The organism is Marinactinospora rubrisoli (genome assembly GCF_042664915.1).
Classification (GTDB): Bacteria; Actinomycetota; Actinomycetes; order Streptosporangiales; family Streptosporangiaceae; genus Marinitenerispora; species Marinitenerispora rubrisoli.
The window spans coordinates 236,461-262,538 of sequence record NZ_JBHTBH010000006.1 but is presented as its reverse complement, the minus strand read 5'-3'; the positions used below and the strand labels follow the sequence as shown (position 1 = coordinate 262,538).

General features: G+C 70.7%; 29 protein-coding genes and 1 tRNA gene. 18 read left to right on the top strand and 12 right to left on the bottom strand.

The window, feature by feature from the left end:
* Positions 1-3: 3 nt before the first annotated feature.
* The 6 genes from chvE (at position 4) to rpoD (ending at position 7,819) form a co-directional block, all read left to right on the top strand.
* Positions 4-1,092: a multiple monosaccharide ABC transporter substrate-binding protein gene (gene chvE, locus ACFQRF_RS14555; protein WP_379871615.1), complete on the top strand. Its 1,089-nt coding sequence runs from the start codon at positions 4-6 to the stop codon at positions 1,090-1,092.
* Between the two features lie 16 nt (positions 1,093-1,108).
* On the top strand, positions 1,109-2,683 hold the full coding sequence (mmsA, locus tag ACFQRF_RS14550) for a multiple monosaccharide ABC transporter ATP-binding protein (RefSeq protein ID WP_379871614.1): 1,575 nt from the start codon (positions 1,109-1,111) through the stop codon (positions 2,681-2,683).
* Positions 2,680-3,957, top strand: coding sequence for a multiple monosaccharide ABC transporter permease (gene mmsB / locus ACFQRF_RS14545; protein WP_379871613.1), 1,278 nt, complete (start codon positions 2,680-2,682; stop codon positions 3,955-3,957). The genes mmsA and mmsB overlap by 4 nt, the downstream gene beginning before the upstream one ends.
* A gap of 313 nt (positions 3,958-4,270) precedes the next feature.
* Positions 4,271-4,636 carry a hypothetical protein gene (locus tag ACFQRF_RS14540; protein WP_379871612.1) on the top strand — a complete coding sequence of 122 codons (366 nt, stop codon included), beginning with the start codon at positions 4,271-4,273 and terminating at the stop codon, positions 4,634-4,636.
* Positions 4,637-4,718: 82 nt separating this feature from the next.
* Positions 4,719-6,593: a DNA primase gene (gene dnaG, locus ACFQRF_RS14535; RefSeq protein WP_379871611.1), complete on the top strand. Its 1,875-nt coding sequence runs from the start codon at positions 4,719-4,721 to the stop codon at positions 6,591-6,593.
* Positions 6,594-6,664: 71 nt separating this feature from the next.
* On the top strand, positions 6,665-7,819 hold the full coding sequence (rpoD, locus tag ACFQRF_RS14530) for an RNA polymerase sigma factor RpoD (protein ID WP_379871757.1): 1,155 nt from the start codon (positions 6,665-6,667) through the stop codon (positions 7,817-7,819).
* A gap of 76 nt (positions 7,820-7,895) precedes the next feature.
* On the opposite strand, the gene ACFQRF_RS14525 is transcribed toward rpoD, so the two are convergent.
* Positions 7,896-8,621: a hypothetical protein gene (locus ACFQRF_RS14525; RefSeq protein WP_379871610.1), complete on the bottom strand. Its 726-nt coding sequence runs from the start codon at positions 8,619-8,621 to the stop codon at positions 7,896-7,898.
* Positions 8,622-8,965: 344 nt separating this feature from the next.
* Here ACFQRF_RS14525 and ACFQRF_RS14520 point away from each other — a divergent pair, with 344 nt between their 5' ends.
* The 4 genes from ACFQRF_RS14520 (at position 8,966) to ACFQRF_RS14505 (ending at position 13,034) form a co-directional block, all read left to right on the top strand.
* Complete coding sequence (locus ACFQRF_RS14520; RefSeq protein ID WP_379871609.1) at positions 8,966-9,694, top strand: FadR/GntR family transcriptional regulator; 729 nt, start codon at positions 8,966-8,968, stop codon at positions 9,692-9,694.
* 95 nt (positions 9,695-9,789) lie between these two features.
* Positions 9,790-11,271, top strand: a complete 1,482-nt coding sequence (locus tag ACFQRF_RS14515) for a four-carbon acid sugar kinase family protein (RefSeq protein ID WP_379871608.1) — start codon at positions 9,790-9,792, stop codon at positions 11,269-11,271.
* A gap of 259 nt (positions 11,272-11,530) precedes the next feature.
* Positions 11,531-12,454, top strand: a complete 924-nt coding sequence (locus ACFQRF_RS14510) for an NAD(P)-dependent oxidoreductase (RefSeq protein ID WP_379871607.1) — start codon at positions 11,531-11,533, stop codon at positions 12,452-12,454.
* 88 nt (positions 12,455-12,542) lie between these two features.
* Positions 12,543-13,034 carry a hypothetical protein gene (locus ACFQRF_RS14505; RefSeq protein ID WP_379871606.1) on the top strand — a complete coding sequence of 164 codons (492 nt, stop codon included), beginning with the start codon at positions 12,543-12,545 and terminating at the stop codon, positions 13,032-13,034.
* Between the two features lie 143 nt (positions 13,035-13,177).
* Here ACFQRF_RS14505 and ACFQRF_RS14500 read toward each other — a convergent pair whose 3' ends face one another.
* Together ACFQRF_RS14500 and ACFQRF_RS14495 are read right to left on the bottom strand one after the other, a co-directional pair.
* On the bottom strand, positions 13,178-14,305 hold the full coding sequence (locus ACFQRF_RS14500) for a methyltransferase domain-containing protein (RefSeq protein ID WP_379871605.1): 1,128 nt from the start codon (positions 14,303-14,305) through the stop codon (positions 13,178-13,180).
* Positions 14,306-14,390: 85 nt separating this feature from the next.
* Positions 14,391-14,897 carry an ATP-binding protein gene (locus ACFQRF_RS14495; RefSeq protein WP_379871604.1) on the bottom strand — a complete coding sequence of 169 codons (507 nt, stop codon included), beginning with the start codon at positions 14,895-14,897 and terminating at the stop codon, positions 14,391-14,393.
* Between the two features lie 327 nt (positions 14,898-15,224).
* Between ACFQRF_RS14495 and ACFQRF_RS14490 the strand changes: the two genes are divergently transcribed.
* From ACFQRF_RS14490 to ACFQRF_RS14475, 4 genes are read left to right on the top strand one after another with little or no spacing between them, the layout of a single operon-like run.
* Positions 15,225-16,043, top strand: coding sequence for a helix-turn-helix domain-containing protein (locus ACFQRF_RS14490; RefSeq protein WP_379871603.1), 819 nt, complete (start codon positions 15,225-15,227; stop codon positions 16,041-16,043).
* The gene (locus ACFQRF_RS14485) at positions 16,033-16,233 is read left to right on the top strand and encodes a DUF397 domain-containing protein (RefSeq protein ID WP_379871602.1); all 201 of its coding nucleotides are present in this window, start codon (positions 16,033-16,035) and stop codon (positions 16,231-16,233) included. Before ACFQRF_RS14490 ends, ACFQRF_RS14485 begins: the two co-directional genes overlap by 11 nt.
* Before the next feature lie 17 nt (positions 16,234-16,250).
* Positions 16,251-16,439, top strand: a complete 189-nt coding sequence (locus tag ACFQRF_RS14480; RefSeq protein ID WP_379871601.1) for a DUF397 domain-containing protein — start codon at positions 16,251-16,253, stop codon at positions 16,437-16,439.
* Between the two features lie 17 nt (positions 16,440-16,456).
* Positions 16,457-16,645 carry a DUF397 domain-containing protein gene (locus ACFQRF_RS14475; protein WP_379871600.1) on the top strand — a complete coding sequence of 63 codons (189 nt, stop codon included), beginning with the start codon at positions 16,457-16,459 and terminating at the stop codon, positions 16,643-16,645.
* A 90-nt stretch (positions 16,646-16,735) separates the two neighbouring features.
* Here ACFQRF_RS14475 and ACFQRF_RS14470 read toward each other — a convergent pair whose 3' ends face one another.
* On the bottom strand, positions 16,736-17,209 hold the full coding sequence (locus tag ACFQRF_RS14470; RefSeq protein WP_379871599.1) for a pyridoxamine 5'-phosphate oxidase family protein: 474 nt from the start codon (positions 17,207-17,209) through the stop codon (positions 16,736-16,738).
* Between the two features lie 91 nt (positions 17,210-17,300).
* Between ACFQRF_RS14470 and ACFQRF_RS14465 the strand changes: the two genes are divergently transcribed.
* Positions 17,301-17,693, top strand: coding sequence for a thiol-disulfide oxidoreductase DCC family protein (locus ACFQRF_RS14465; RefSeq protein WP_379871598.1), 393 nt, complete (start codon positions 17,301-17,303; stop codon positions 17,691-17,693).
* A gap of 89 nt (positions 17,694-17,782) precedes the next feature.
* Here ACFQRF_RS14465 and ACFQRF_RS14460 read toward each other — a convergent pair whose 3' ends face one another.
* Positions 17,783-18,094, bottom strand: a complete 312-nt coding sequence (locus ACFQRF_RS14460; RefSeq protein WP_379871756.1) for a hypothetical protein — start codon at positions 18,092-18,094, stop codon at positions 17,783-17,785.
* A gap of 198 nt (positions 18,095-18,292) precedes the next feature.
* Here ACFQRF_RS14460 and ACFQRF_RS14455 point away from each other — a divergent pair.
* Positions 18,293-18,365, top strand: a tRNA-Asn gene (locus ACFQRF_RS14455).
* A gap of 111 nt (positions 18,366-18,476) precedes the next feature.
* Here the strand turns inward: ACFQRF_RS14455 and ACFQRF_RS14450 are convergent.
* Positions 18,477-19,406, bottom strand: a complete 930-nt coding sequence (locus ACFQRF_RS14450; protein WP_379871597.1) for a LysR family transcriptional regulator — start codon at positions 19,404-19,406, stop codon at positions 18,477-18,479.
* Positions 19,407-19,496: 90 nt separating this feature from the next.
* On the opposite strand from ACFQRF_RS14450, the gene ACFQRF_RS14445 reads away from it, so the two are divergent.
* Entirely contained in the window at positions 19,497-20,048 is a 552-nt protein-coding gene (locus ACFQRF_RS14445) for a sugar O-acetyltransferase (RefSeq protein ID WP_379871596.1), read from the top strand.
* Positions 20,049-20,238: 190 nt separating this feature from the next.
* On the opposite strand, the gene ACFQRF_RS14440 is transcribed toward ACFQRF_RS14445, so the two are convergent.
* Together ACFQRF_RS14440 and ACFQRF_RS14435 are read right to left on the bottom strand one after the other, a co-directional pair.
* Positions 20,239-21,222: an AraC family transcriptional regulator gene (locus tag ACFQRF_RS14440; protein ID WP_379871595.1), complete on the bottom strand. Its 984-nt coding sequence runs from the start codon at positions 21,220-21,222 to the stop codon at positions 20,239-20,241.
* A gap of 305 nt (positions 21,223-21,527) precedes the next feature.
* Positions 21,528-21,917, bottom strand: a complete 390-nt coding sequence (locus tag ACFQRF_RS14435) for a peptidase inhibitor family I36 protein (protein ID WP_379871594.1) — start codon at positions 21,915-21,917, stop codon at positions 21,528-21,530.
* Between the two features lie 367 nt (positions 21,918-22,284).
* On the opposite strand from ACFQRF_RS14435, the gene ACFQRF_RS14430 reads away from it, so the two are divergent.
* The gene (locus tag ACFQRF_RS14430) at positions 22,285-22,413 is read left to right on the top strand and encodes a hypothetical protein (protein WP_379871593.1); all 129 of its coding nucleotides are present in this window, start codon (positions 22,285-22,287) and stop codon (positions 22,411-22,413) included.
* A gap of 64 nt (positions 22,414-22,477) precedes the next feature.
* Here ACFQRF_RS14430 and ACFQRF_RS14425 read toward each other — a convergent pair whose 3' ends face one another.
* The 4 genes from ACFQRF_RS14425 to ACFQRF_RS14410 are packed head-to-tail and all read right to left on the bottom strand — an operon-like array spanning position 22,478 to position 25,727.
* Positions 22,478-22,912, bottom strand: a complete 435-nt coding sequence (locus ACFQRF_RS14425) for a carboxymuconolactone decarboxylase family protein (protein WP_379871592.1) — start codon at positions 22,910-22,912, stop codon at positions 22,478-22,480.
* A 2-nt stretch (positions 22,913-22,914) separates the two neighbouring features.
* Positions 22,915-24,090: a thiolase family protein gene (locus ACFQRF_RS14420; protein WP_379871591.1), complete on the bottom strand. Its 1,176-nt coding sequence runs from the start codon at positions 24,088-24,090 to the stop codon at positions 22,915-22,917.
* Positions 24,091-24,147: 57 nt separating this feature from the next.
* Positions 24,148-24,900 carry a CoA-transferase subunit beta gene (locus tag ACFQRF_RS14415; RefSeq protein WP_379871590.1) on the bottom strand — a complete coding sequence of 251 codons (753 nt, stop codon included), beginning with the start codon at positions 24,898-24,900 and terminating at the stop codon, positions 24,148-24,150.
* Entirely contained in the window at positions 24,897-25,727 is an 831-nt protein-coding gene (locus tag ACFQRF_RS14410) for a CoA transferase subunit A (protein WP_379871589.1), read from the bottom strand. The genes ACFQRF_RS14415 and ACFQRF_RS14410 overlap by 4 nt, the downstream gene beginning before the upstream one ends.
* Between the last annotated feature and the right edge of the window lie 351 nt (positions 25,728-26,078).

Genomic DNA, 26,078 nt, shown 5'->3' with positions numbered 1-26,078 from the left:
GACATGAGGACCCGACGACTCACCGCCGCGGCGATCGCCACCGCGGCGCTGCTGATGACCACGCTGACGGCGTGCGCGGTCGGCGACGCCGCCCGCGGCGAGAACGGCATGGTCGGCATCGCCATGCCCACCCAGTCCTCCGAGCGCTGGGTGCTGGACGGCGAGAGCATGGTCGAGCAGTTCGAGGAGATGGGCTACAGCACCGACCTGCAGTACGCCGAGGACGTGGTCGAGAACCAGATCTCGCAGATCGAGAACATGATCACCAAGGACGTGGACGCCCTGGTGATCGCGCCGATCGACGCCGCGGCCCTCACCGACGTCGTCCAGCAGGCCGCCGACCAGGACATCCCGGTCATCTCCTACGACCGGCTGATCCTCGGCAGCGAGCACGTCGACTACTACGCCAGCTTCGACAACTTCCAGGTGGGCGTGCTCCAGGGCGAGTACATCGAGGATCGCCTGGGGCTCGCCGACGGCGAGGGGCCGTTCAACATCGAACTGTTCGCCGGTTCGCCGGACGACAACAACGCCGCCTTCTTCCTCGACGGCGCGATGTCGGTGCTGCAGCCCTACATCGACTCCGGCGACCTGGTGATCCGCAGCGGGCAGACCTCCATGGAGCAGATCGGCACGCTGCGCTGGGACGGTGCCACCGCGCAGGCCCGCATGGACAACCTGCTCAGCGCCAACTACAGCGACGAGCACCTCGACGCCGTGCTGTCGCCCTACGACGGCATCAGCATCGGCATCATCTCCTCGCTGAAGAGCGTCGGCTACGGCACCGAGGACCGGCCGATGCCGGTCATCACCGGCCAGGACGCCGAGGTCGCCTCCCTCAAGTCGATCATCGCCGGCGAGCAGACCCAGACGGTGTTCAAGGACACCCGCGAACTCGCCGGGGTCGCGGCCGACATGGCCGACGCGGTGATCAACGGCCAGGAGCCCGAAGTCAACGACACCGAGAGCTACGACAACGGCGTCCGGGTCGTTCCGGCCTACCTCCTCGAACCGGTCTCGGTGGACCAGGACAACTACGAGGAGGTGGTGGTCGAGAGCGGCTACCACACCGCCGAACAGCTCGCCGACTAGCCGGCCGGAGGCCGCGATGACCGACACCATCCTCCAGATGCGCGCCATCAGCAAAGAGTTCCCCGGCGTGCTCGCGCTGGAGAACGTCGACCTGCGGGTCAGGCGCGGGGAGATCCACGCCCTGATGGGCGAGAACGGGGCCGGCAAGTCGACCCTGATGAAGGTGCTGAGCGGGGTGTACCCGCACGGCTCCTACGGCGGCGACATCCTCGTGGACGGCGAACCGCGGGCGTTCCGCGACATCCGGGACAGCGAGGCCGCGGGCATCGCCATCATCCACCAGGAGCTCGCGCTCATCCCACAGCTGAGCGTCGCCGAGAACATCTTCCTGGGGAACGAGCGTGTCCACCGCTCGGGCGTGCTCGACTGGGGGCGCACCATCGGCGACGCCCGCGCGCTGCTCGCGCGGGTCGGCCTGCGGGAGGACCCCACCGTGCCGGTGGGGTCGCTCAGCGTCGGCCGCCAGCAGCTCGTCGAGATCGCCAAGGCGCTGGCCAAGGACGTCCGGCTGCTGATCCTGGACGAGCCCACCTCCGCGCTCAACGAGACCGACAGCGCCAACCTGCTGCGGCTGCTGCGCGAGTTCCAGGCGGGCGGCCTCACCTCGATCCTCATCTCGCACAAGCTGAACGAGATCACCCAGGTGGCCGACAGCATCACCATCCTGCGGGACGGCCGCACCGTGGAGACGCTGCGCACCGCCGATGGCGAGGTGAGCGAGGAGCGCATCATTCGCGGCATGGTCGGGCGCGATCTCGACCACCGCTACCCGGAGCGGACCCCGAACATCGGGGACGTCCGGTTCGAGGTGCGCGGCTGGACGGTCGACCACCCCACCCGGCTGGACCGCCGCGTGGTGGACGGGGTCGACCTGACGGTGCGGGCCGGCGAGATCGTGGGGATGGCCGGGCTCATGGGGGCCGGGCGCACCGAGTTCGCCATGAGCCTGTTCGGCCGCAGCTACGGCCGTTACGTCTCCGGCACCCTGTACCGGGACGGCCGGGAGGTGCGGATCCGCACCGTCGGCGACGCCATCGCCAACGGCATCGCCTACGTGCCCGAGGACCGCAAGGAGCTCGGGCTCATCCTCGACGAGGACATCCGCCGCAACATGTCGCTGGCCGCCCTGAACCGGGTCAGCCGGCGCTGGGTCATCGACCCCGGGCAGGAGGCGCTGCGCGCCGGCGAGCTGAGCGAGCGGCTGCGGATCCGGAGCCGGGACGTGTTCCAGCGCACCGGCGACCTGTCCGGCGGCAACCAGCAGAAGGTCGTGCTCGGCAAGTGGATGTCCACCGAGCCCGACCTGCTCATCCTCGACGAGCCGACCCGCGGCATCGACGTCGGCGCCAAGTACGAGATCTACCAGATCATCCACCGCCTGGCCGGCCAGGGGAAGTGCGTGCTGCTCATCTCCTCCGAGCTGCCCGAACTGCTCGGAATGTGCGACCGCGTCTACGCCATGAGCGCGGGCCGCATCACCGGCGCGCTGCCCCGCGAGCAGGCCGACCAGGAATCCCTCATGCGGCTCATGACGGCGGATCGCCCCGCCGGGGCCGCTGCCCCCACCACCAGCGAGGCGCGCCACCCATGACAGCCATCCGCGACGCGATACGGAGCAACGCCCGGCAGTACGGGATGGTGATGGCGCTCGCCGTCATCGTCATCCTGTTCGAGATCCTCACCGGCGGCCTGTTGCTCCGGCCGCTCAACATCACCAACCTCATCATGCAGAACAGCTACGTCCTGATCCTGGCGATCGGGATGATGCTGGTCATCATCACCGGCCACATCGACCTCTCGGTCGGCTCGGTCGTGGCGTTCGTCGGCGCGACCTCCGCGGTCATGCTCACCGGCTGGGGGCTGCCGGTGCCCCTGGTCGTGGTGCTCGCACTGCTGACCGGCGCGCTGATCGGCGCCTGGCAGGGGTTCTGGATCGCCTACGTGCGCATCCCGGCGTTCATCGTCACCCTCGCCGGCATGCTGGTGTTCCGCGGGGCGACGATGGTCGTGCTCGGCGGCGAGTCCATCGGCCCGCTGCCGGAGTCGCTGCGCGCCTTGGGCACCGGCTTCGTCCCCGACCTCGCCGGCGGCGAGGTGCACGTGCTCACCCTGCTGCTCGGCGTGGCCGCGAGCGCCGCGCTGGTGGCCGTCCAGCTGCGGGCGCGCCGGCGCGCGCTGCGGTACGGGCTGCCGGCCGGATCCCGCAATCTGTTCGCCGCCAAGTGCGTCGCCCTGGTCGTGATGGTCATGCTGTTCGCCTACGTGCTCGCGATCCACAACGGCATCCCGATCGTCGGCCTGGTGCTCGTGGCGCTGATCGTCGCGTTCTCCTTCGTCATGAACTCCACGACCGTGGGGCGGCGCATCTACGCGGTCGGCGGCAGCGAGAAGGCCGCGATGCTCTCGGGTGTGAAGACGCAGCGCACCACGTTCTGGGTGTTCGTCACCATGGGCGTGCTCTCCGCGCTGGCCGGCCTGGTCTTCATGGCGCGGCTGAACGCCGCCACGCCGCGCGCCGGCACCATGTTCGAGCTCGACGCGATCGCCGCGGCGTTCATCGGCGGCGCGTCGGCCTCCGGCGGTGTGGGCACCGTCGTCGGCGCCGTGGTGGGTGCGCTGGTCATGGGCGTCATGAACAACGGCATGTCCCTCATCGGCCTGGGCGTGGACTGGCAGCAGGGCATCAAGGGCCTGGTGCTGCTCGCCGCCGTGGCCTTCGACATATACAACAAGAACCGCGTCGGCACCTCCAGCGCCGCCCGGCGGCGTGCGGCGGAGCGCCCGGTGCCGCCGCCCGGCGACGACGGTACCGAGACCGGGGCGTCGCCGCCGGCCGCCCGCGCGACCGGGTCCGGCCGGGGATGAGGCGCCGTGCCGTTGCGGGCGTCGGCGGAAAGGGGCGCGTGGCGCGGACCGCGAACGCTCCGGCGAAACCGGCACCGGAAGCGGAACCGAACCCGAAAACCGGAAACAAGGTGAAAAACCTCGGTGAATCGCCGTTTTCATCGACATTCGTAAGCGGTTCGTGATCTCTTTCCGGTGGGCAGCCGGGCGGACCAGCCGCTACGGTCCTGCGAATAACCGGGAACGACGATCGGGCGGTGCGGCGTACCGCCGCACCGCCCGAAAGTCCGGACCCGGTCGACCCCATCCACGACCGGTAAGAGAACGACACATCATGGCCACCTTCGCCAAATTCCATGTCGACGCCCATCCCGATGCCGCCCGAGAGGTGCTGCACACCACCCTGGCCCAGCAGGGGTACCGCTACACCTGGGAGAACCCGCAGCACGGACTCGCCGAGAAGGGCAGCAAGGTCAAGGCGATGCTGCTCGGCGCCTTCGCCATGCACTACCAGTACGCCCTGCGGCTGGACGCCAACCCGGACGGCAGCCACACCGTCGCGCTGGCGCTGAACAACACCGGCGTCTCCGGCGGTGCGCTGGGCATCACCAAGGTGCGCACCCAGCTCGACGAGCTGTACGGCGTGCTGCGGCAGGCGTACACGGCCGCCGGGACGCTGCGCAACTCCGAGGTGGGCTGACGCCGCCCGCCGCCCGGCCCGGAGTCCACAGCCGGCCGAGCGGGATGAAACCAGCGCTCCCGGCGACGTACGCTGAGGGACTGTGGCCGGTCGGATTCGAGACGAAGACGTCGCGCTCGTCCGCGAGCGCTCCCCCATCGCCGACGTCGTCGGTGAGTACCTCCAGCTCCGCAACGCGGGCGGCGGCTCCCTCAAGGGCCTGTGCCCGTTCCACGACGAGAAGTCGCCGTCCTTCAACGTGACGCCGAGCCGGGGGCTGTTCTACTGCTTCGGCTGCGCCGAGGGGGGCGACGTCATCGCCTTCGTGCAGAAGATCGAGCACCTCAGCTTCGTCGAGGCGGTCGAGAGCCTGGCCCAGCGGGCCGGCATCCGGCTCCAGTACGAGCAGGGCGGGTACACCCAGCGTGCCGACCAGGGGCAGCGCCAGCGGCTGCTCGACGCGCACAAGGCCGCGGCCGAGTTCTACGTCGAGCAGCTGCTCACCCCGCGCGCCCAGGAGGGGCGGCGCTTCCTCAGCGACCGCGGCTTCACGCGGGCCGACGCCGAGCGGTTCGGCGTCGGCTTCGCGCCGCCGGGCTGGGAGGCGCTGACCACGCACCTGCGCAAGAAGGGGTTCTCCGACAAGGAGATCATCCTCGCCGGCCTGGCCAGCCAGGGGCGGCGCGGACCCTACGACAAGTTCCGCAACCGGCTGGTCTGGCCGGTCCGCGAGGTCACCGGCGAGGTCGTCGGGTTCGGTGCGCGCAAGCTCGACCCCGAGGACGACGGCCCGAAGTACCTCAACACGCAGGAAACCCCGATCTTCAAGAAGAGCCACCTGCTGTACGGGCTCGACCTCGCCAAGCGCGACATCTCACGGGAACGGCAGGCCGTCGTCGTCGAGGGCTATACCGACGTCATGGCCTGCCACCTGTCCGGGGTCACCACGGCGGTGGCCACCTGTGGCACCTCCTTCGGCGAGGAGCATCTGAAGATCCTGCGGCGCATGCTGCTCGGGCGTTCGGAGTTCGGCGGCGAGGTGGTCTTCACCTTCGACGGCGACGCGGCCGGCCAGAAGGCGGCGCTGCGGGCGTTCGCCGAGGAGCACGGTTTCGTCACCGAGACCTTCGTCGCGGTGCAGCCCGACGGCCTCGACCCGTGCGATCTGCGGCTGAAGCACGGCGAGGCGGCCGTCCGCGACCTCGTGGCCACGAAGCGCCCGCTGTACGAGTTCGCCATCCGCAGCGAGATCGCCAACCACAACCTCGACACCTACGAGGGACGCATCGCCGCCTTCGAGGCCGCCGCCCCCATCGTCGCCGGCATCCGCAACGAGGGCATCCGCAAGTTCTACGGCGTCAGCCTCGACAAGTGGGTCGGCCTCATGGACGAGAGCTACGTACTGCGCCGGGTCGACGAACTCGCCCGCGGCGGCCGTTCCGCCCGGCGCGGCCGTCCCCAGCCGGTGCGCCCCGCACCCGGGCCGGACGGCGCCGGATACGACCGCCGCGACCCGCTGGTGCAGCGCGAACGCCAGGCGCTGAAGATCGCCGTACAGCATCCCGCGCTCGCCGCCGAGTTCGACCGGCTGGACGCCGACGCCTTCACCGTCCCCCAGCACCGCGCGGTCCACGAGCTGATCCGCGCCCAGGGAGGCACCGCGGCGGCCGACGACCCGGCGCGGTGGGCGGCCCGGCTGCGCGACGCAGCGCCCAACGACGCCCAGCGCGGCTTCGTCACCGAACTCGCGGTCGAGCCCATCGAGGTCTATGGAGAGCTCGACGAGCATTTCGCCACCGAAATTCTCGGCGCAATCACAATTCATTCCATCGATCGGCAGATCGCAAACCTCAAATCGCGACTCGGCCGTCTCGACGCGGTCGCCGACGCCGAGGAATACCAGCGGGTATTCGGGGAACTCATGGCCGTTGGCCAGCGCAAACGCCTCGTTCGTGAGCGTGTCACCGGCGGCGCGTAACACGAAGGTGACAATAATAGTTCTCTCCATGCCGCTGCCCGAGCGGGCACAATGTATTCGTGGCTCCTTCGGTGTTGCCCGGCGAGTTGCCGCCCATTCATCAGGTGGTGCGGCTGGTCGCGGGTGAAAAATCCGGTGAACCCGTCACCACCGCCGACGTCGCCGCCGCCCTCGACCGGCTGGACGCTCCGCCGGAGGTCCTCGACCAGGTCGTCAGCGGGCTGGCGCGCCAGGGGGTCGACGTCATCGACCCCGCCACGGACGACATCACCGCGGCCGCCGAGTCGGCCCGCCGGGCGCCGACCAGCGACCTCGTGCGCATCTACCTGCGGGAGATCGGCCGCGTCCCGCTGCTTTCGGCCGCCGAGGAGGTCGACCTCGCCAAGGCCATCGAGGCCGGCCTGTACGCCGACCGCAAGCTCGGCGCGGCCCGGCACCCGGGCGGGCAGCCGGCCGGAGTGGTGCCGCACAGCACGGTCGAACTCCGGGAGCTGGTCGAGGAGGGCGAACGCGCCAAGCGGCGGCTGATCGAGGCCAACCTCCGGCTGGTCGTCTCCATCGCCAAGCGCTACATCGGCCGCGGCCTGCTGCTCCTGGACCTCATCCAGGAGGGCAACCTCGGGCTGATCCGCGCGGTCGAGAAGTTCGACTACGCCAAGGGCTACAAGTTCTCCACCTACGCCACGTGGTGGATCCGCCAGGCCATCACCCGCGCCATCGCCGACCAGGCGCGCACCATCCGCATCCCGGTGCACATGGTCGAGACCATCAACAAGCTCATGCGGGTGCAGCGCCAGCTGCACCAGCAGCTCGGCCGGGAGCCCACCCCGGACGAACTGTCCAGCGAGATGGGGCTCGGCGACGAGCGGGTGCAGGAGATCCAGCGCATCGCCCAGGAGCCGGTCTCACTGCAGGCGCCCATCGGCGAGGAGGACTCCGACTTCGGCGACTTCATCGAGGATTCCGACGCCGTCGTCCCCGTCGAGGCGGCGGCGTTCGTCATGCTCCAGGAACAGCTCGGCTGCCTGCTGGACGCGCTGTCCGAGCGGGAGCAGCGCATCATCCAGCTCCGGTTCGGTCTGGTCGACGGCCACCCGCGCACCCTGGAGGAGGTGGGCCGGGAGTTCGGGGTCACCCGGGAGCGGATCCGGCAGATCGAGTCCAAGACGCTGGCGAAGCTGCGGCACCCCTCACGAGCCCGGATGCTGCGGGACTACCTGGACTGAGAACCGGACGCGCGGCCGGGCGATGGGGCCTGGAATGGCGGATCCAGGCCCCCGGTTGGGCGCGCTCGTGCGGTTGTCAGCCGCTCTGGATGCAGGACTTCATGAAATCGTCCGCCGGGATCTCCTTCACCTTCTCGCCCTTCCACCTGTTGTCGTCGGTGAATTCGACGTCGGCACTGCCGGTCGAGGCGTCGATCACGGCGGCGTCGGAGAATCCCGCCGTGACGATCGAGCCCTGCTGCAGCTTCACCGTCGCGAACAGCATGATGACCTGCTGAAGCGGCCGTATGACGCGGTGGAGATTGTTTTCAAGGTCGAACGCGCACATGGGAGAGGTCCGCGCCGATGCGCGCTGGCTGGGAATGACGTTCTGGTAGTTCTTCGCCCCGTAGTGCGGAACCTGCTCCAGGCCGACGGTGAACGTCCGGCCCGACCTGTTGCGGATGGTCATCCAGTCCGTGATGCCGTCATCGACGTCCCAGTCGTAGCCGGCCCCGACCGGGACGATCTTCCTGCCCTGGCCGAGGTCGATCCCGGTCCGGGTCTCGCCGGTGATGATCGCACCGGCCTGGAACTGCACGTCAGCGAAGTAGGCGTCGTAGTCCTGTTCCCAGCTGACCGTGCTCTGCTGGTAGAAGTTGGGGACGTCCAGCCAGACGGTGGGGCCCTGTTTCGGGGTCGGCTGGTCGGTCTTCACGGCTTTGAACGCGTAGAGGATGAATCCCTGCTTCAGGAGATCGCGGTGTTTCTGGTCGGACATCGACAGATTGACCGCGTACGTGGTCAGAGTGGGCACCGTCATTTCAATTCCCCTGTTGAATCGATGGATGGATGACAAAAAAATAAGCTCATCGAATTCGCCTGTGTCGCCTCTCGTCAACAGCATCTGTGTGGTGGGGTGGGTGGATCAACGATGTGCGGTCAAAATGCCGACCAAGGCGGCCAACTATTGTTTGCCGGTAATTCGGTGCGCGTTGGGCCCCTCGCCGGCCCGGCGCGGCCGGGCGGCCGGGGCGGCGCACGTTCGCGATGGTGGGCACCCTGTCCCGTCGCTTGACGATGTGAGTCGGCCTACGTACCGTCGAAGCGACATCAGACGTCTGACGTCACGGTCGCGAACACCCAAGGGTGTGGAAGGAGGCCCCGGTGGCCCTGTCGGACGAGATCGCTGAGGACCTGCTGACGGCGATCATCGACGGCCGCTACTCCGCCGGCAGCGCCCTGCCGGCCGAGGGGGAGCTGGCCGAGAAGTACGCGGTCAGCCGGCTCACCGTCCGCGAGGCCATCACCGCGCTGCGGGTGCAGAGCGTCGTGCGCATCCAGCGCGGCCGGGGCACCTACGTCAACCCGCCGGACCAGTGGACCGCACTGGAGCCCATGATCCGGGCCGCCGCCACGACCCCGCGCACCAGCGCCGCCATTTCCGACCGGCTCATCGAGGCCCGGCGGCTGATCGAGACCGGCGCCGCCCAGCTCGCCGCAGAGCGGCGCACCGACGACGACCTCGAACAGCTCGCCACCCTGATCGAGGACATGCGCGCCGCCGACGCCGCCGCCGACGTCGAACTGTTCGTGCAGGCCGACATCGCGTTCCACGACGCCGTCATGCGGGCCACCGGAAACGCGTTCGTGCCGCTGCTCTTCGAGCCGTTCGGCCGCCTGCTCGTGGAGGCGCGCCGCGAGACCTCGGCCGTGGCGCAGATCCGGGCGCACGCCATCGGCCACCACGCGGCCATCCTCGACGCCCTGCGGTCCGGCGACCCCGAGCGGGCCCGCGCCGCGATGACGGCGCACCTGGATCAGACCACCGACGACCTGCACACCCACGTGATGGCGCCCCGGGCCGCGGCGGACCCGGCCGCCCGCGACCGCTGACCGGCCGCCCGCGCCGCCGGGCGGACCACCCGTCAAACGGACGGTCAGACGGTCCGACGCCGCCGCTCGCTCCCACCGACAGAAGGAACACCGCCATGTCCCACCCCCCGAAGTCCACCGGGGCGCGCGGCACGGTCCCGCTGGACCGGCTGCTCACCGGCCAGCCGGCCGTCCGCCCGGTCCCGGCGTCCGAGGTCGCCGCCCGCGTGACCGGCGGCCCCCGGCTCGTCGTCCTGGACGACGACCCCACCGGCACCCAGAGCGTCACCGACGTCCCGGTGCTCACGCGGTGGGAGGTGGACGACCTGCGGTGGGGGCTCCGCCAGGACAGCACCGCCCTGTTCGTCCTGACCAACAGCCGCAGCCTCGGCCCGGCCGACGCCGCCGACCGCGCCCGCGCGGTGATCCGCGCCCTGCGCACGGCCGCCACCGCCGAGGGCGTCGACTTCGCCGTTGCCAGCCGCAGCGACTCCACGCTGCGCGGCCACTTCCCGCTGGAGACCGACGCCATCGCCGACGAACTGGCCGCCACCGGCGCCGCCCCGATCGACGGCGTGGTCATCGTCCCCGCCTACGTGGAACCGGGCCGCCTCACCATCGACTCCACGCACTGGATGCGCACCGACGGCGGCATGCTGCCGGTGGGGGAGAGCGAGTTCGCCCGCGACGCGACGTTCGGCTACCGCAGCTCCGACCTGCGCGACTGGGTCGCCGAGAAGATGAACGGCCGCGTGCGCGCCGCCGACGTGCTCGCCGTGACCCTCACCGATCTGCGGGTCCGCGGCCCCGAACACGTCGCCGGGCTACTCGCCGGCCTGCGTGACGGCCGTCCCGCCGTGGTGGACGCCGCCTGCGACGACGACCTTCGGGTCCTCGCCCTGGCCCTGGCCGACGCGGAGGCGCGCGGCACCCGGCTGCTCTACCGGGTCGGCCCGTCCTTCGTCCGCGCCCGCTCCGGCCAGGACGCCCGTCCCCCGCTCACCCGTGAGTCGCTGCACGCCCTCACCGCCGCCCCGGACGGCGACGCGCGGGTCCCGGCCGCCGCGCACGGCCTCATCGCGGTCGGCTCCCACGTCGGCCTCACCACCCGCCAACTCGACCGCCTGCGCAGCCTCGACGGCATCACCGAGTTCGAGCTGCACGTGCCGACACTGCTCGACGCCGACCGCCGCGCCGGCCACATCGCCGACACCGCGGCCGCCTGCGTCGCCGCGCTGGCCCACGGCGAGGTCGTGCTGCGCACCAGCCGCGACCTCGTCGTCGGCGGCGACGCCGACAGCAGCCTCGCCATCGCGCGCGAGGTCTCGGCCGCGCTGGTGGCCTCGGTCCGCGCCGTCACCGCCGAACTCCGCCCGGCCTTCGTCGTCGCCAAGGGCGGCATCACCTCCAGCGACATCGCCACCGAGGGCCTGGAGGTCCGCCGCGCGTGGGCCCGCGGCACGATGCTGCCCGGCATCGTCTCGCTGTGGCAGCCGGTCTCGGGGCCCGGCGCCGGGATTCCGTACGTGGTCTTTCCCGGCAACGTGGGGGACGACGACGCGCTGGCCGTCGTCGTCGACCATCTGCGGAACCTGTGATGCGGGTCCATGTCCGCGGCGTCCTCACCGGCACCGGCGCCGGACGCCACGGTGGGGGCGGGACGGAGCCGTCCGCCCCGAACGTCGGGCGGACACCGCCCTGACGGCGGCCCGGCTCCGATGCCGTCGCTTCCCTGAACCGCCGGACGTGCCACAACCCGGACAACGGAACTCCGGACGCCGCCCCGCCCGGACCCGCCCACACCCGTGCGACGCCCGCGCCGCACGTCCGACACCCGCACGACACAGAGGATCTGAGATGCCCGAACCCGCCCCCTCCGCACCCGCCGGCCCCCGCGTCGCGGTCATTGGCCTGGGCGCCATGGGACTGCCCATGGCCACCCACCTGGTGGCCGGCCTGCCGGTCACCGTCTTCGACGTCGCCGCCGACCGCCGCGCCCTCGTCACCGCGGCGGGCGCGGCCGACGCCGCCAGTCCCGCCGACGCCGCCCGCGCCGCCGACATCGTGCTCGTGGCGGTCCGGGATCAGGCGCAGGTGACGGCCGCCCTGTTCGGCGCCGACGGCGCCGCCACCACGCTGCGTCCGGGCGGGATCGTCGTCCTCACCAGCACCGTCGGGCCGGACGCCGCGCGCGACACCGCCGCCCGGCTCGCCGAGCGCGGCATCCGGCTCGTGGACGCCCCCGTCAGCGGCGGTCCCACCCGCGCCGGGACCGGCGACCTGCTCATCGTCGTGGGCGCCGACCCCGACGCACTGCGGGCGGCCCGCCCGGTGCTGGACCGGCTCGCCTCCACACTGACCGTTGTCGGCCCCGATCCCGGGGACGGCCAGGCGCTCAAGGCCATCAACCAGCTCCTCGCGGGCGTGCACATCGCCGCCGCCGCGGAAGCCGTCGCCCTCGCCCGCGGTCTCGGGCTGGACCCGGCCGTGGTGATCGACAGCCTCGCCCAGGGCGCGGCCGGATCGTTCATGCTCGCCGACCGCGGTCCCCGCATGCTGCAGGCGTACGGCGAGGGCGCCGAGGTCCGCTCGCGGCTGGACATCTTCGTCAAGGACATGGGGATCGTCACCGAGGTCGCCAAGGACGCCCACGTGCCCACCCCGCTGGCCGCGGCCGCCCAGCAGCTCTACCTGCTCGGCGAACGGGCCGGTCTCGGCGCGCAGGACGATTCCAGCGTGGTCACCGTGCTGTCGCCCCGCGACGGCGCCGGGGACCGGTGACGAGGCCCGCCGCGCGTTCACGATCGTGGTGGCCTGCGGGTTCAGGGGGCGGCCGTTCGCGGTGCCCGGCCGCCGCTAGGCTGGCGTTATGGCATGGCTGCGCCGGCACGGACGACCAAGGGACGTGGAGCTTCGGCTCCACCTGCCGTCCGGCGAACGGGCACTTGCGCGCGCCATGACCCCCGAGGGCGAACTCGTCGCCACCACCCGCGCCCTGCACCTGCCCGACGGCCGCGCCGTTCCATGGCAGGAGATCGACCAGATCCGCTGGACCGCCGCCGGCTTCACCTTCGTCGAGGAGGGCGCGGGCGAGCACACCTACGCCGTCACCGAGCCCGGCCGGCTCGCGGAGACCGTCTACGAGCGGGTGACCGCGAGCATCCTGTTCACCCAGCACGTTCCGCTCACCGGTGACCCCGACGACCCCAGGGGCGCCAGACTGGTGGCCCGCCGCCCGCCCGACGGCGAGGACGTGCTGTGGCGGGTCTACTACGACGAGGGCGTGGACCCCACCGACCCGGCGGTGCGCGAGCGCGCCGCCAGGGCGCTGACCGAGGTCCGCGACCAGATGGGGTTGTAGGCCGGTCACATCTTTCCGGTGCCGCGGCAGGCCGGCCAGTTCACCGTGTCCGAGCTCTGGCCGCCGGAGCCGTCGTGAGTCGACTCCACGACACCGGTGCCTCCGCAGACCGGACAGTCCGGTGCCTCTCCGTGCTTGCCCATTCACGTCCTCCGTTCAACAGGGCTGTCGGGCCGGTCCAGCCACACGCGCTGCCCGTCCGGGGTGACGGTCAGCCCGAACCGTTCCGCGCCCGGCTCGCCCCAGCTCACCCAGTCCAGGTACGCGGCGGCCAGCTCATCCCACAGATCACGCGGTCCGCGCTGGGCCACCCGCGCTTCGCCGCCATCGGCTGGCGCCACGGCGATGGCATGCGAGTCACTCGCCAGGTCACGTACGGCGAGCCGGAACGTGCCGTCCACGGGATTCCGCGCGCCGCCGCCCACGGTCACTCCAGGTAGCAGACCGGCCAGAGCGACGCGCAGTCCGGCGCCGCCCTTATCGAGACGGCGCGGGTCCACGGAGGCAGGCGACTCCCGCCGCTCACCGTGGATCGGAACGAGCGGGTCACGCTGGCCGCGCAGCAGCATGTACGTCGCACCACCGTGGAACCGGCCCACCGCGGTGCCGTCGGCCGCGATCACGAACCGGACTTTGAGCCGTGCGCCGGACGCCGACATCCAGGGAGCCACGACCACACCGCCCGGCCGCGTCTGGGCCACCCACGCGTACGGGACCTCCCGCACACCGCAGGTGACGTGTACCCGGTCATAGGGAGCGCGGTCGGCCCACCCCAGCGCGCCGTCGCCGACGATCAGGGTGGGCGCGAACCCGGCGAGTTCGAGGTTCGCGGCGGCCTGCTCGGCGAGCCGTGGGTCCACCTCGACCGAGGTGACATTCCGGTCCCCGACCCGTGCCGAGAGCAGCGCGGCCGTCCAGCCGGTCCCGGTGCCGATCTCCAGAGTCTGGCCCCCGGGGTCGGGCGCCAGCAGGCGGAGGAAGTCCAGGACCACGCCCGGGGCGGAGAGGGAGCAGGTGTAGTTCGCCGTCCGCACCACGGTTTCGGCGGTCAGTTCGGTGGCGCCGTCCTCGATCTGGGTGACGATGGCGGTGTCGCCGTACACCGTCGCCCACCAGGTCTCGGGATCGGTGACTCGGTCGATCCACCGGCGCCGGTCCGCGTCCCAGCCCACGTCCGGCGCGAAGATGTGCCGTGGGGCCGCCCGGAACACCTCCGCCCATTCCGGCGGGAGGGAGAGACCGGCGATCCGGCCACCGATGGGCGGGGGCATGGGGCGACCTTTCCGAGCGGGGGACGCGACGGCGAGGGTATACCGCGCTGCGGTTCCTATCAGCGAAAACGGCGGACTCCGGCCGTCAGGCGGGCGACGGGTCCGTGTCGGGCGGGGTGCGCGCCGGATGCGGCGGGAGGAAATAGAGCCGTCCCCGGTCGCGGCGGGGGAGCGGCGGCGCCTGGCGGGGCGGCCACTCCAGGCGGAACCAGACGACGGGTTCGCCGGGCATGCGGCCCCAGGCGTTCGCGAGGGCGTCCACGAGGAGGAGCCCGCGCCCGCTCTCGGCCATAAGGCCGGGGCTCTTGAGTGTGGGCGAGGTGTCGCCGATCCCCTCGTCGGTGACGTAGACGCGCAGCGCGTGCGGCCACAGGGCCAGTCCGACGCTGAAGGTGCCCGAGTCGCCGCTGGTGGTGTGGCGAAGAGCGTTGGTGGCGAGCTCGCTGGTGAGCAGGACGGTGTTGGCCTGGACATCGTCGGGGACGACGGGGCCGAAGGGGGAGGCGAGCGACCAGGTGAGCCAGGCACGGGCGGCGGCGACGCTTTTGGGGGTGCCCGGGAAGTGGGATACGTGGAGGCGGTGCATGGTCATGCCTGCCCCCGGGAAATGGAGCGGCGGGGCTGGAATCCACGCCGGTGAATTTCCGCCCGGTATGCGTGACAGTCTCGGACATATGTCGCGATAGCATTTGGCATTGCGTCCGCACCTGCTCCCGTCAGGTTGTGGGCCGTAGGCCCCACCGGGTGGCGTAACACCTGGTGGGGCCGTTCTTGTGCTGCGTTCTGGCAGCTCATTCATCCTGGGGGAGCGGTCCGGTCGAAAGCGATGCGGGGCCAGGGGAGGACGACAGATGAAGAGAAGAGTGTTAATAACGAAAGTTCTGTGGCGCAGCTGCGAGTGGCGTGATTTACTGAGGTTATGGTCAAAAACTCTAACGGCGTAGCGTTGAAATTTGGCCGCACACTCCACCAAACCCGACGTTTGGCGGGAATGACCCAGGAGCGACTTGCCCGCGAGGTCGGGGTGAGTTCCTCCCACCTTTCGAACATCGAATGCGGCCACAGGTTCCCGCCCCCTTACCTCGTGGTGTCCATGGATCAAGCCTTGGAGACCGGTGGGAGGCTGCTGCGACTGTGGGAGCAGCTATCCGACAGCGGACGCCCGGCGTGGTTGACGGCGCTGGCGGATCTGGAACGCGAAGCGACGACGATCCTGGATTGTCAGACAACCCTCTTCCCGGGCCTGTTGCAGACAGAGGAGTACGCGCAGACCGTACTCAAGGCTTCGGTCCCGTGGGCGAGTGGTGATCAGATCGTCAAGGGGGTGGAGAGTCGCTTGGAACGGGGGCGACGGTTCGCTGACTCGGAGTCGCCACGCCTCTGGACGGTCCTAGATGAGATGATTGTGAAGCGTTGCATCGGATCGCCCGAGATCATGCGAAATCAGATTGCCTGGGTGGTTGAGCTTGTGGAGCGAGGGAGGGTTACCGTCCAGATCATTCCTATGGCAACACCGAATCACCCCGGACTGAGTGGTCCCTTCAGGGTGATTTCAGCGCCAGCCAACCCGGACGTCGTGTACGCGGAGAGTCTGCACTCTGGGCAGATCATCGACGAGCCGACCCATGTGGCGAACTACCGGCTGCTGTACGGGGTGCTACAGGCTGTCGCGCTGTCTCCATCACAGTCCCTAAGTCTGCTGCGGAAAGAGTTGGAAGGTCTGCAAGATGACTCGTGAACCGAGCTCCCTCCGTGGGTGGCACAAGTCCAGCTACAGCGGCAACATCAACCAGGAGTGCGTTGAGGTGCGGGAGACGCCGACCGCCGCTCTCGTGCGTGACACGCAGAACCGGCGAGCTGGCCATCTGGCGTTTTCCATCCCTGAGTGGAGCGCGTTCATTGTGTCGGTGAAGCGGGACGAGATCTAGGCGCAAGGAGAGGTCTCATGTCGTTGACGTCGGAGTGGCACAAGTCCAGCTACAGCGGTAACAGCCAGCAAGCATGCGTTGAGGTGTGGGGGACGCCGATCGCCGCTCTCGTGCGTGATACGCAGAACCGGCGAGCTGGCCATCTGGCGTTTTCCATCCCTGAGTGGAGCGCGTTCATTGTGTCGGTGAAGCGGGACGAGATCTAGGCGCAAGGAGAGGTCTCATGTCGTTGACGTCGGAGTGGCACAAGTCGAGCTATAGCGGCAACCCGAGGCAGGCGTGCGTCGAGGTACGGGAGACGCCGACCGGCGCCTACGTCCGCGATACGCAGAACCGCCACCAGGGCCACCTCGCCTTCCCTCTGCCCGAGTGGTCCGCCTTTCTTCGTGGCGTGAAGCTCGACCGGCTTTGACGCGGCCCGCGTCCGACGACCCCGGTCCCTTCCGGGGTCGTCGTCTCTCCTCGTGAGCTGAGACAACGCCCGCGTGCCCCAGCTCTCCGGCTACCTGCGCTGAATCCGCCGCACCCCCTGCCCCGGCTTCCACAGCCGGACGACCAGGAACTCGTCGTTCTCCACGGTCGTCACCACCACGTCCTCAAGCAGCAGCCGGAACAGGTGGAACGGCCCCGGCGGCGTCCCCGGGGCGCGGTGGCGTTCGATCTCCTCCGGGTCGGTGACCTCGACCGCCCGCCCCGAGAGCTTGGCGTCGCCGTATTCGGTCATCCCGCTGCCGTCGCCCGGGTTGGCGTGCAGCGCGAACCTGCCGTCGCGCTGCAGGTCGCGCGCCTTGACCGCGCCGGGCATCGATCCCAGCAGCAGGTGGCCCGCACGGAAGTCCACCTCGGTGCCGCTGACGCGGGGCGAGCCGTCGGAGCGCAGGGTGGCCAGCACATGGTGCTTCTCGGCGGTGAAACGCGCGTGCACGGCCGTGGCCAGTTCGGGCTGCTCGTCGGCGAAGGTCTGCCAGCTTGTCATGCGCCCCAGTGTCGTCCGGATGCCTGACATCTCCTGTCAGGAAGCGGTGGGTAGGACGTAACCGACCGACGCGCCGAGGGGAGCGCCCGCCATGCCGACCCGTCCCACACTTCTCTACGACGGCGACTGCGGTTTCTGCACGCGCAGCGTGCGCGTCGCCCTTCGCCTGCCGGTGGCGGTCACCCCGCTTCCGTGGCAGGCGGCCGATCTCGCCGCGCTCGGCGTCGACGCGGCCCGTGCCCGCGGTCAGGTGCTGTTCATCGAGCCGTCCGGCCGCGTGCATGGTGGCGCGATGGCGGTGGCGGCGCTGCTGCGGCGGTCCCGCGGGTTGTGGCCGGTCGCCGGTGCGGTACTCGCGCTGCCCGTGGTCCGTACCGTGGCGGCGGCCGTGTACCGGACGGTGTCCGCCAACCGGCACCGGCTGCCCGGAGCGACCCCGGCGTGCCGGCTCCCGCGCGAACAGTGGCCCGCCCCACGCGAGTGACGCCCGGCCGAACGGGGCGGCGCGGCGCGTCCGCCCCGATCGACCGCCACGGCGCGATCCTGCGCGGCGGGCGGTACCGCCGGGCAGGATCAGCGGTACTCGTCGCCGAGCGCCCGCCCGTTCACTTCGGTGCGCCGCATCTCGGCCTCCTCCTCGGGCGTGGGCCGGGCCAGGAAGTCGCGCAGCGAGGACACCGGGACGCGCTCGCTGACCTTGGTGTAGACGGCCTTCGCCGCGTTGCTGACCTGTGCGCCCACCAGGCCGGCCGTCTCCTGGACGGCCGGGCTGTCCGCGATGCGCCGTGCCGTGCGCGCGATCTGCTCGTAGCGGGCCTTGCCCGCCCGGGCCCCCAGCACGTAACCGACGGCGAGCCCGGCGACGAAGGTGATCCGGTAACGCATGTGGTCCCTCTCGGCGTCGACGATCGATCCCACGCTGCACGTTACCGGTTGCAACTCCACCATCCCGGACGCCGCGCGCCGCCGATGGCGTGCCGCCGCACGCCCCGGGGAAAATCCGTCCCGAGCACTGTGAGTGGTGCGCTAACCTAGTGGATGTCGCCGCGAGCCAGCAGCCCGGAACGGCGGCAGAGCAAGCGATCCCGCGTAGCTCAATTGGCAGAGCAGCCGGCTGTTAACCGGCAGGTTATTGGTTCGAGTCCAATCGCGGGAGCCCGAAACGAACCCCACTGGCAGGCCAGTGGGGTTTCTTGCTGTCCGACCGGAGCGAATGCGATGACACCGCGTGAAAGTACGCTGCGTGTCCGTTAGACCGGTCATCTGCTCAAGGGGCTACCCAGTCCGGGGCCCACACGTCATCCGGGGTTCGCGGCCCTGAGGTGCGCAGATGTTCGCGTAGCGCGGTCAGCACAGGGTGCTGCACTCCGCTGCGGGACAGCAGCACGTGCGGGTAGACCGGGGTCGGATCACGCAACGGGATGCGCCGCAGGTCGTAGGTCTGGGGCCACAGGTACCGGTCCCCGCTGCCGACGAGGGTGGCCAGAGAAGCCGAGTCGGCCAGCGCGTCCATCAGGGCCTCGTCACCGAAGTTGGGGCCGAGCGCATCGATGCTCAGATCGAAGGATTTGGACAGCGCATGGTAGAACGCCGCCCACTCCGTGCCGGGCCTGATCCCGGGGATCCAGATGCGGTGGCCGGCCAGGTCCGCGGGTCTGGCCCGGGGCGCGTCCGCCAACGGGTGGGTGGGCCCGACCAGGAGCTCCAGGGGCACATCCAGGAGTCGTTCGGCGCTGATCCCGGCCGGGACCTGTTCTGCCGGAAGGGCGCGAAAAGACGCGTCGACGGTTCCTTCGAGCACCGCCTGGGCGGCTTGGGCGGCGTTCTCGTTGCTCAACGTGACCGCGTCCAGGTTCATCTCGGGGTGGGAGCGGTAGAACCGGTAGACGGCCTGAGCCGGAGCGATGCGCCGATTGAGGACGTCGACGCGAAAGGGCCGGCTGCCGGGGCGCACGGCCTGCTCGGCCCGTTCAAGGGCCGTAAGGACCTTCTTGGCATACGGCAGGAAAACCTGCCCGTCCAGGCTCAGCCTTGAGCCGCGGGAGGTCCGCACCAGGAGTGTGACATCGAGGTGTCTCTCCAGGGCCGCGATCCGCTTGGAGACCGCCTGCTGGCTGATCCCGAGTTCGTCCGCCGCGGCCTGGAACTGGCCGGTCTCGGTGACGGCCACGAACGTCCGCAGCGCTTCAACATCCACGACTTCAGCTTACTTTCACAACGGCCGGTTGTGCCTGGCGTTTCGTACAGTTGTTTGACCGTGAGTTCCGCGGGGTGGTGGGATCAGTGCATGTCAACCCGCACAGCGCACGTCATGTACGTCCAAACGCCCGAGTTCGCGAGCCACGCGGAGCGTATCGTGGAGGTGACCGACGCGACGTCGCGGCTGAACGTGCTGCCGTTCAGCGACAGCGAAGGTCGTGCCGAACTACTTTCTGTTGTGTTCGGTGGTCGGCTCCCGGAGTCGGTGACGATCTACCCGCCGTTCTTCACCGAGTACGGGCTGAACACGACGTTCGGCGAGAACGTCTTCGTCAACCAGGGATGCACGTTCATGGACAAGGGCGGGATCCACATCGGCAACGGTGTCATGATCGCACCGAAGGTCAGCCTCATCACCGGGGGACACCCGCTGTCCCTCGCCGAGCGCCGCGAGTACCTCTCCTTCGCCCCGATCGTCATCGAAGACGACGTCTGGATCGGAGCGGCTGCCGTGATCACGCAGGGAGTGACCATCGGTGCCGGTGCCGTGGTCGCTGCGGGCACGGTGGTCACTCGTGATGTTCCCGCCCGCACCCTGGTCGGGGGAGTCCCCGCCCGCGTGCTCAAGACGATCGACTGAGTTCGGTCGGGCGACCGGCCCGGGGGTGACGGACAGTCCCTCGTCCGGTTGCCGGGCGACGCCGGTCCTCGGTCCTGGTGTCCCCTCCCCGGGACACCGGGGCCGGCCCCATCCCTAACGCTGTTCGCCGGATGGCGGACACGGGGAGAACAGTCGTCGGCACCGCGCGCACGTTTTCTTGACGCGTGATCTACGGCGATCGGAGGGCGTGGTGCCGGTACTCGCGGGGTGGTGTGCCGTAGACGGTGCGGAAGGCGCGGCTGAAGGCGGCGGGGTGGCGGAAGCCCCAGCGTGCGGCGATGTCGGCGATGGGTTCGGTGGCGAGGGCGGGTTCGGTGAGGTCGCGGCGGGCGTGTTCGAGGCGTTGCCGTCGGATCCAGTCGGAGACGGTGGTGCCGTTGTCGTGGAAGAGCCGGTGCAGGTGGCTCGTTGAGATGTGGTGGGCGGCGGCGATGGTGGTGGGGTTCAGGTCGGGGTCGGGCAGGTGCCGCTGGATGAACGCCTGGACCTGCAGGAACAAGGTCCGCCGGCGCGTTTCCGGCTCAAGTGCGGACTCGTTCTCCAGTTCGTGGGCGAACAGCGCGGCGACCAGGTCGGCCACCGTTGCCTCCAGACGCGGACCGTCGGCCGGCGTGTAGCGGTCGGCGTCCGTCGAGACCTGGGTGAGCAGACCGGCCAGCAGGGCGGCGATGCCGTCGGTGCTCGGCACCGGGCGGCCGATGATCCGGGCTGCCATAGCCGACGGCAGCGGGACCTGGTCCTTCGGGATGACGGTCGACAGCACCCGCATCGGACCATTGCCGTGGTCGAGGTGCATCCGGAACGAGGTCGCCGAGTCGTTCGGGTGGAAGTGACCTGTGGGGAACACCGTCTCTCCGGTGTCACCGGTGTTCTCGGTGATGGCGAGGGTGCCGCGCTGGACCAGGTTGAGGAAGTATCTGTCGGGGTCGGACTGCCGGACCAGCCGGGGCGTCCGCACGATGGTCATCGGCTGGAAGAAGGTGGCGTACATCCTGGTCGTGCCCAGGTTCAGCCTCCGGTATCGCGCCCGATAGCCCGGTGCGTGCTCGCTGGTGGCCCGGAGCGGCGCGAAGGCGTCGACCAGCACCGCGTTCCAGTGGTCGAGCCGTTCGTCACGGGGCAGGTCGTCGGTGTCGATCCACGGTTCGTGCAATCGGGCCCCTGGGCGTCTCTCGATGAACGGTGGCCGTCCGCCGCTCACGCGGACGGTGCCTGCCGCTCCCGCCCGGACCGGTCGGGTGCCGTTCGTGGGAGGAACCACACCATACCGGGATGGATTGTCAGGCCGTCTCAATGGACGCAGGAGCACCGTGATCGGTTGCCGCTCATTTGCCGGACGAGGCCCCGGGAAGTCCGTATCCGGTGCGGAGGCGGAGGCCGCCCATGCACGGCCACGCCGCCCCCGCCGGAGCGGATCCGGTGAGAGCGGCGGGCACCTGAGTGCGGGTCGGGATCAGATCAGCAGGGGCGCAGCGAGGAGGCCTGGTCGTTCTCGCGCGGCGTCACGTTGACCCGGTATCCGGGCAGCATGTCGTGCACTTCGCCCTGGTAGTAGGCGTCGAAGTACCAGCAGTACCGCTGGCCGGAGTCGTTGGCCCACGACGACATCTGGTCGTTGAAGCCGATGTCGCCGAGGAAACCGATCGAGGTGCCGGAGCGGAAGCCGTAGCCGCCGCCCTGGTAGTTGTAGTCCCGGAACAGACAGACGTAGCCGTCGGGGCAGTAGGTCTGGCCGGCCGGGATGCGGATGATGTCGTCCTGCTGGGGGACCGCGGCATGACTGGCGGTGGCGCCTGCGGGGACGAGCGCGGCGACGGCGGCCATGAGCACAGCGAGACGAAGCTTCAACGCGACCTCTTTCAGCGCGGGGGCGGTCGGCTGACCACCCGTTCGTCACACAGTGTGGCAGTGTGATGGCGCTCCGCGCCGGAGGTCTGCGAAGATCGCGTACCCGCCCGCTTCGTGCCGACGATGGTGAAGTGTTGTCCACTTCACGTAGCTGGAAGCCGCGATCCCGGCCGGTGCTGCCCGGCCGGTTCGGACATCGGCTTCACCGGCCCGGCCGGTTGGAGCCGCCCGTGTGTTCGCGTGTGTCAGGCCACGACGTGGACGAGAGCGGCGTGGCGGGCCCGACCGCACCGAAACCGGCGCGCGTACGCAACCGCCGCGATGAGGGCGGTCGCCTGGCGAGATCATCTCCGCCGCCGCTGCCGCCGTGTTCGACGAGCGCGGCGATCCGCGGCTCCCCGAGGCCGGGCCGCAGGACCCCGCCGAAATCTACTGGTCCATGGTCGCTTCCCGGGACGGCGTCGGGCGAATCCAGCCCGAAGACATCCTCGGCTGAAAGGGGCGAACGGGCCGGTCCGGCGCCGATGATCGCCACGCGGGTGTGCGCAGGCCGTCCCCGATCAGCTCTCGTCCGGTTCGGCGAGGACCCGCTGGGCGACGCCGAACGCCGTGTTGGCGGCCGGCACCCCGCAGTAGACGGCCGCCTGGAGGAACACCTCCTGGATCTCCGGCGGAGTGCCCCCAGGGGGCGCCCGGCGATGGGCCGCACGGGCGCGCGTTCCGAACCGGCGCGTTCGGTTCGGCGGTGCCGCCCCGGCTGGGTGTCGTACCGGCCGGGACGTTCCGGACGTAGGTGATGGGTCGGTGTCGATCGGGGGTTCGGCGGCCGATGCATCCCGAGGAGCCGGACCGTCCTTGCGCCGCGCGGCCGGGGCCGCTTCGCCCGGCCGCGCGTCGCACGGCGCCGTCCGGCGGTCCGGCGCTCCCCGGCCAGAAGACCTGGAGCGCCGGTCCGGCGTTGCGTCGGCTCCCCGCTCGATGCCACGAATCCTCACCGTCAGGCGTGCAGCACCACCGCGAGTCCCTGCCCGACCCCGATGCACAGCGCCGCCAGCCCCCAGCCGCCGCCGCGGCGGTGCAGCTCGTGGGCGAGCGTGCCCAGCAGGCGGGCACCGGAGGCGCCGAGTGGGTGGCCGATGGCGATCGCGCCGCCGTTGGGGTTGACGATGCCGGGATCCAGCTCGGGCCACAGCCGCAGGCAGGCCAGGGCCTGCGCCGCGAACGCCTCGTTGAGCTCCACCACGGCGAGGTCGGACCAGCCGATCCCGGCGCGGCGCAGCGCCGTCTCGGCCGCCTCGACCGGCCCGATTCCGAACCGGTCCGGTGGTACCGCGGCAACGCCCCGGCTGACGATCCGCGCCAGCGGCTCCCGGCCGGTCGCCTGCGCACCGGCCGCGTCGCCGATCAGCAGCGCGGCGGCGCCGTCGTTGAGCGGAGAGGCGTTGCCCGCGGTGATGGTGCCGTCCGGGCGGAACGCGGGCTTCAACCGGGCCAGCTTCTCCAGCGAGGTCGCCCGGATGCTCTCGTCCCGCTCCAGCTCCACCTCCGGAACCGGCACGATCTCCGCGTCGAAGACTCCCTTCGCCCACGCGTCCGCCGCGTTGCCGTGGCTGCGCAGCGCGAACTCGTCCTGCTCGTCGCGGCCGATCCCGTACAGCTCGGCCACCTGCTCGGTGCTCTCGCCCAGCGACACCGTCCACTCCGCGGGCAGCGCCGGGTTCACCATCCGCCAGCCCAGCGTGGTCGAGTGCAGCGTCTCGGGCCCGGCCGGGAAGGCGCCCTCGGGCTTGAGCAGCACCCACGGCGCCCGGCTCATCGACTCCACGCCGCCGGCCACGATCAGCGAGGCGTCGCCCACGGCGACCGCCCGGTTCGCGGCGATCACCGCCTCCATGCCCGACCCGCAGAGCCGGTTGACCGTGGCACCGGGGACGCTGACCGGCAGGCCCGCCAGCAGCGCCGCCATGCGGGCCACGTTCCGGTTGTCCTCGCCGGCGCCGTTGGCGTCGCCGAGGTAGACGTCGTCCACGCGCGCGGGGTCGAGATCGGGTGAGCGGCCGACCAGCCCGCGGACCGCGTGAGCGGCGAGATCGTCGGGCCGCACGCCGGAGAGCGCTCCGCCGTACCGGCCGAACGGCGTGCGGACCGCGTCGAGGACGAACACGTCGGTCATTCGGTGTTCCCTCTCTCCCTTGATTCGGACCAGGCAGGGGTGACGGGCCGTCGAGGCTCACCTACCCGTGAGCGAGCGCAGTACCGCCAGCTCCTCGGCGGTGGGCTCCGGAGTGACGGCGAGGTCGGCGGAGACGGCGAGGTCCCAGCCGGTGGCCGCGCGCACGTCCTCCAGCTCGACGCCCGGGTGGACGCGGACCAGTGTCAGTTCGCAGGTGTCCGGATCCGGCTCCAGCACGCCCAGGTCGGTGATGACCCGGGACGGGCCGCCACCGCGCAGCCCCAGCCGTTCCCGCTCGCCCGGGCCCTTGCCGTAGCCGACCGAGGTGACGAAGTCGGCCTCCGCCACGAAGGTGCGCCGGTTCTGCCGCACGACCACCACCACCTCACGGCAGGACGCCGCGATCTCGGGCGCGCCGCCCGCTCCGGGAAGCCGGACCCGGGGCGCGTCGTAGTCGCCGACCACGGTGGTGTTGATGTTGGCGTACCGGTCGATCTGCGCGGCACCGAGGAACCCGACGTCGATCCGGCCGGGCTGCAGCCAGTAGTTGAAGACCTCGGGGACGGAGACGACCGCGTCGGCCGTCTCGGCGAGCACCCCGTCGCCGATGGACAGCGGCAGCGTGCCCGGTGCGGCCCCGAGCGTGCCGGACTCGTAGATGAGCCACAGGCCCGGCGCGTGCGTGCGGCGGGCCAGGTTGGCGGCCGTACTGGGCAGGCCGATCCCCACGAAGCAGGCCATGCCGTCGCCGAGGGAGCGGGCGGCGGTCACGGTCATCATCTCGTCCGCGGAGTAGGGGCGCGGGCTCATCGCTCGACCTCCTCCCGGCCGGCCGGGGTGCGGCCGAAGACCTCCGAGTCCAGCCAGCGCCCGAACGCCGCGCGGTCCCGGCTGACCGCGTCCCACGCCTGGTAGGCGGCGTTGTCGCGTGCGTAGTAGCCGTGCGCGTAGGAGGGGGTGGCACCACCCGGGACCGGGGCCACCGCCGTCACCACGCGGGAGGGCAGCACGACCTGGCCCGGGACCGGCTCCAGCTCGTCCACGATCTCCTCCACCGTCACCAGCGAGCGCCGCGCCGCGAGCACCGCCTCCTTCTGCACGCCCGTGATGCCCCACAGCTGCACGTTCCCGCGCCGGTCGGCGCGCTGGGCGTGCACGATCGTCACGTCCGGATTGATGGCGGGGACGGCGGTCAGCTGCTCGCCGGTGAACGGGCAGCTGACGGTCGCGATGTTCGAGGTCCGGCCGACAAGGTCGGTGCCGGTGTAGCCGCGCAGCACGGCGAACGGCAGCCCGGACGCGCCCGCGACGTAGCGGTTCGCCATGCCGGCGTGGCTGTGCTCCTCGATCTCCAGCGGCCGGGGCCACCCGTTCTCGACCGCGTCCCGGAACCGGTGCAGCGAACCCACGCCCGGGTTGCCGCCCCAGGAGAACACCAGCTTGCGGGCGCATCCGGCGCCGATGAGCTGGTCATAGACGATATCGGGGGTCATCCGGACGAGGGTGAGGTCCCGACGGCGCTGCCGGATGATCTCGTGACCGGCGGCGACGGGGATGAGGTGGGTGAAGCCTTCCAGCGCGACCGTGTCCCCGTCGTGGACGAGGGCGCGGACGGCCTCGTCCAGGGAGGTGATCACGGGCGGGCCGTTTCGTTCGGATAGCGAATGCTCGTTCTCAAAGCGCACAACACGCGTTCGACGGTAATCGCGGGTGTGATCCGGGTCAAGGGGGGGGGCGGCGGGCGGCGGGTGGCTGCGGGCGTCCGAGGGGATGCGACGAGTGCCGTTGTTGCGGCATGATGTCGGGGGCTGGGGCTCCGCTGTGGGACCCGGGACGATCGCGTTTTGGTAACGCCCTTGCTCCACCGCAGGTCGGCAAGGGTGCGCCCCACGTGCGTGGGGATGAACCGTGCGGGCCGCCCTCCCCGAGTACGAGGCCGTGGTGCGCCCCACGTGCGTGGGGATGAACCGCGCAGCGGGACCGGCGTC

Bases quoted from the DNA above. Each gene is read 5' to 3' on its own strand.
- ACFQRF_RS14460 (WP_379871756.1), bottom strand. From the start codon at position 18,094: ATGCGTTACCGGATCACCTTCGTCGCCGGGCTCGCCGTCGGTTACGTG.
- chvE (WP_379871615.1), top strand. From the start codon at position 4: ATGAGGACCCGACGACTCACCGCCGCGGCGATCGCCACCGCGGCGCTG.
- ACFQRF_RS14420 (WP_379871591.1), bottom strand. From the start codon at position 24,090: ATGACCGACGTGTTCGTCCTCGACGCGGTCCGCACGCCGTTCGGCCGG.
- mmsA (WP_379871614.1), top strand. From the start codon at position 1,109: ATGACCGACACCATCCTCCAGATGCGCGCCATCAGCAAAGAGTTCCCC.
- ACFQRF_RS14465 (WP_379871598.1), top strand. From the start codon at position 17,301: ATGCCGACCCGTCCCACACTTCTCTACGACGGCGACTGCGGTTTCTGC.
- ACFQRF_RS14525 (WP_379871610.1), bottom strand. From the start codon at position 8,621: ATGACGGTGCCCACTCTGACCACGTACGCGGTCAATCTGTCGATGTCC.
- ACFQRF_RS14505 (WP_379871606.1), top strand. From the start codon at position 12,543: ATGGCATGGCTGCGCCGGCACGGACGACCAAGGGACGTGGAGCTTCGG.
- ACFQRF_RS14475 (WP_379871600.1), top strand. From the start codon at position 16,457: ATGTCGTTGACGTCGGAGTGGCACAAGTCGAGCTATAGCGGCAACCCG.
- ACFQRF_RS14515 (WP_379871608.1), top strand. From the start codon at position 9,790: ATGTCCCACCCCCCGAAGTCCACCGGGGCGCGCGGCACGGTCCCGCTG.
- ACFQRF_RS14500 (WP_379871605.1), bottom strand. From the start codon at position 14,305: ATGCCCCCGCCCATCGGTGGCCGGATCGCCGGTCTCTCCCTCCCGCCG.
- ACFQRF_RS14540 (WP_379871612.1), top strand. From the start codon at position 4,271: ATGGCCACCTTCGCCAAATTCCATGTCGACGCCCATCCCGATGCCGCC.
- ACFQRF_RS14470 (WP_379871599.1), bottom strand. From the start codon at position 17,209: ATGACAAGCTGGCAGACCTTCGCCGACGAGCAGCCCGAACTGGCCACG.
- ACFQRF_RS14490 (WP_379871603.1), top strand. From the start codon at position 15,225: ATGGTCAAAAACTCTAACGGCGTAGCGTTGAAATTTGGCCGCACACTC.
- ACFQRF_RS14485 (WP_379871602.1), top strand. From the start codon at position 16,033: ATGACTCGTGAACCGAGCTCCCTCCGTGGGTGGCACAAGTCCAGCTAC.
- ACFQRF_RS14510 (WP_379871607.1), top strand. From the start codon at position 11,531: ATGCCCGAACCCGCCCCCTCCGCACCCGCCGGCCCCCGCGTCGCGGTC.
- ACFQRF_RS14480 (WP_379871601.1), top strand. From the start codon at position 16,251: ATGTCGTTGACGTCGGAGTGGCACAAGTCCAGCTACAGCGGTAACAGC.
- ACFQRF_RS14445 (WP_379871596.1), top strand. From the start codon at position 19,497: ATGTCAACCCGCACAGCGCACGTCATGTACGTCCAAACGCCCGAGTTC.
- mmsB (WP_379871613.1), top strand. From the start codon at position 2,680: ATGACAGCCATCCGCGACGCGATACGGAGCAACGCCCGGCAGTACGGG.
- ACFQRF_RS14415 (WP_379871590.1), bottom strand. From the start codon at position 24,900: ATGAGCCCGCGCCCCTACTCCGCGGACGAGATGATGACCGTGACCGCC.
- ACFQRF_RS14495 (WP_379871604.1), bottom strand. From the start codon at position 14,897: ATGACCATGCACCGCCTCCACGTATCCCACTTCCCGGGCACCCCCAAA.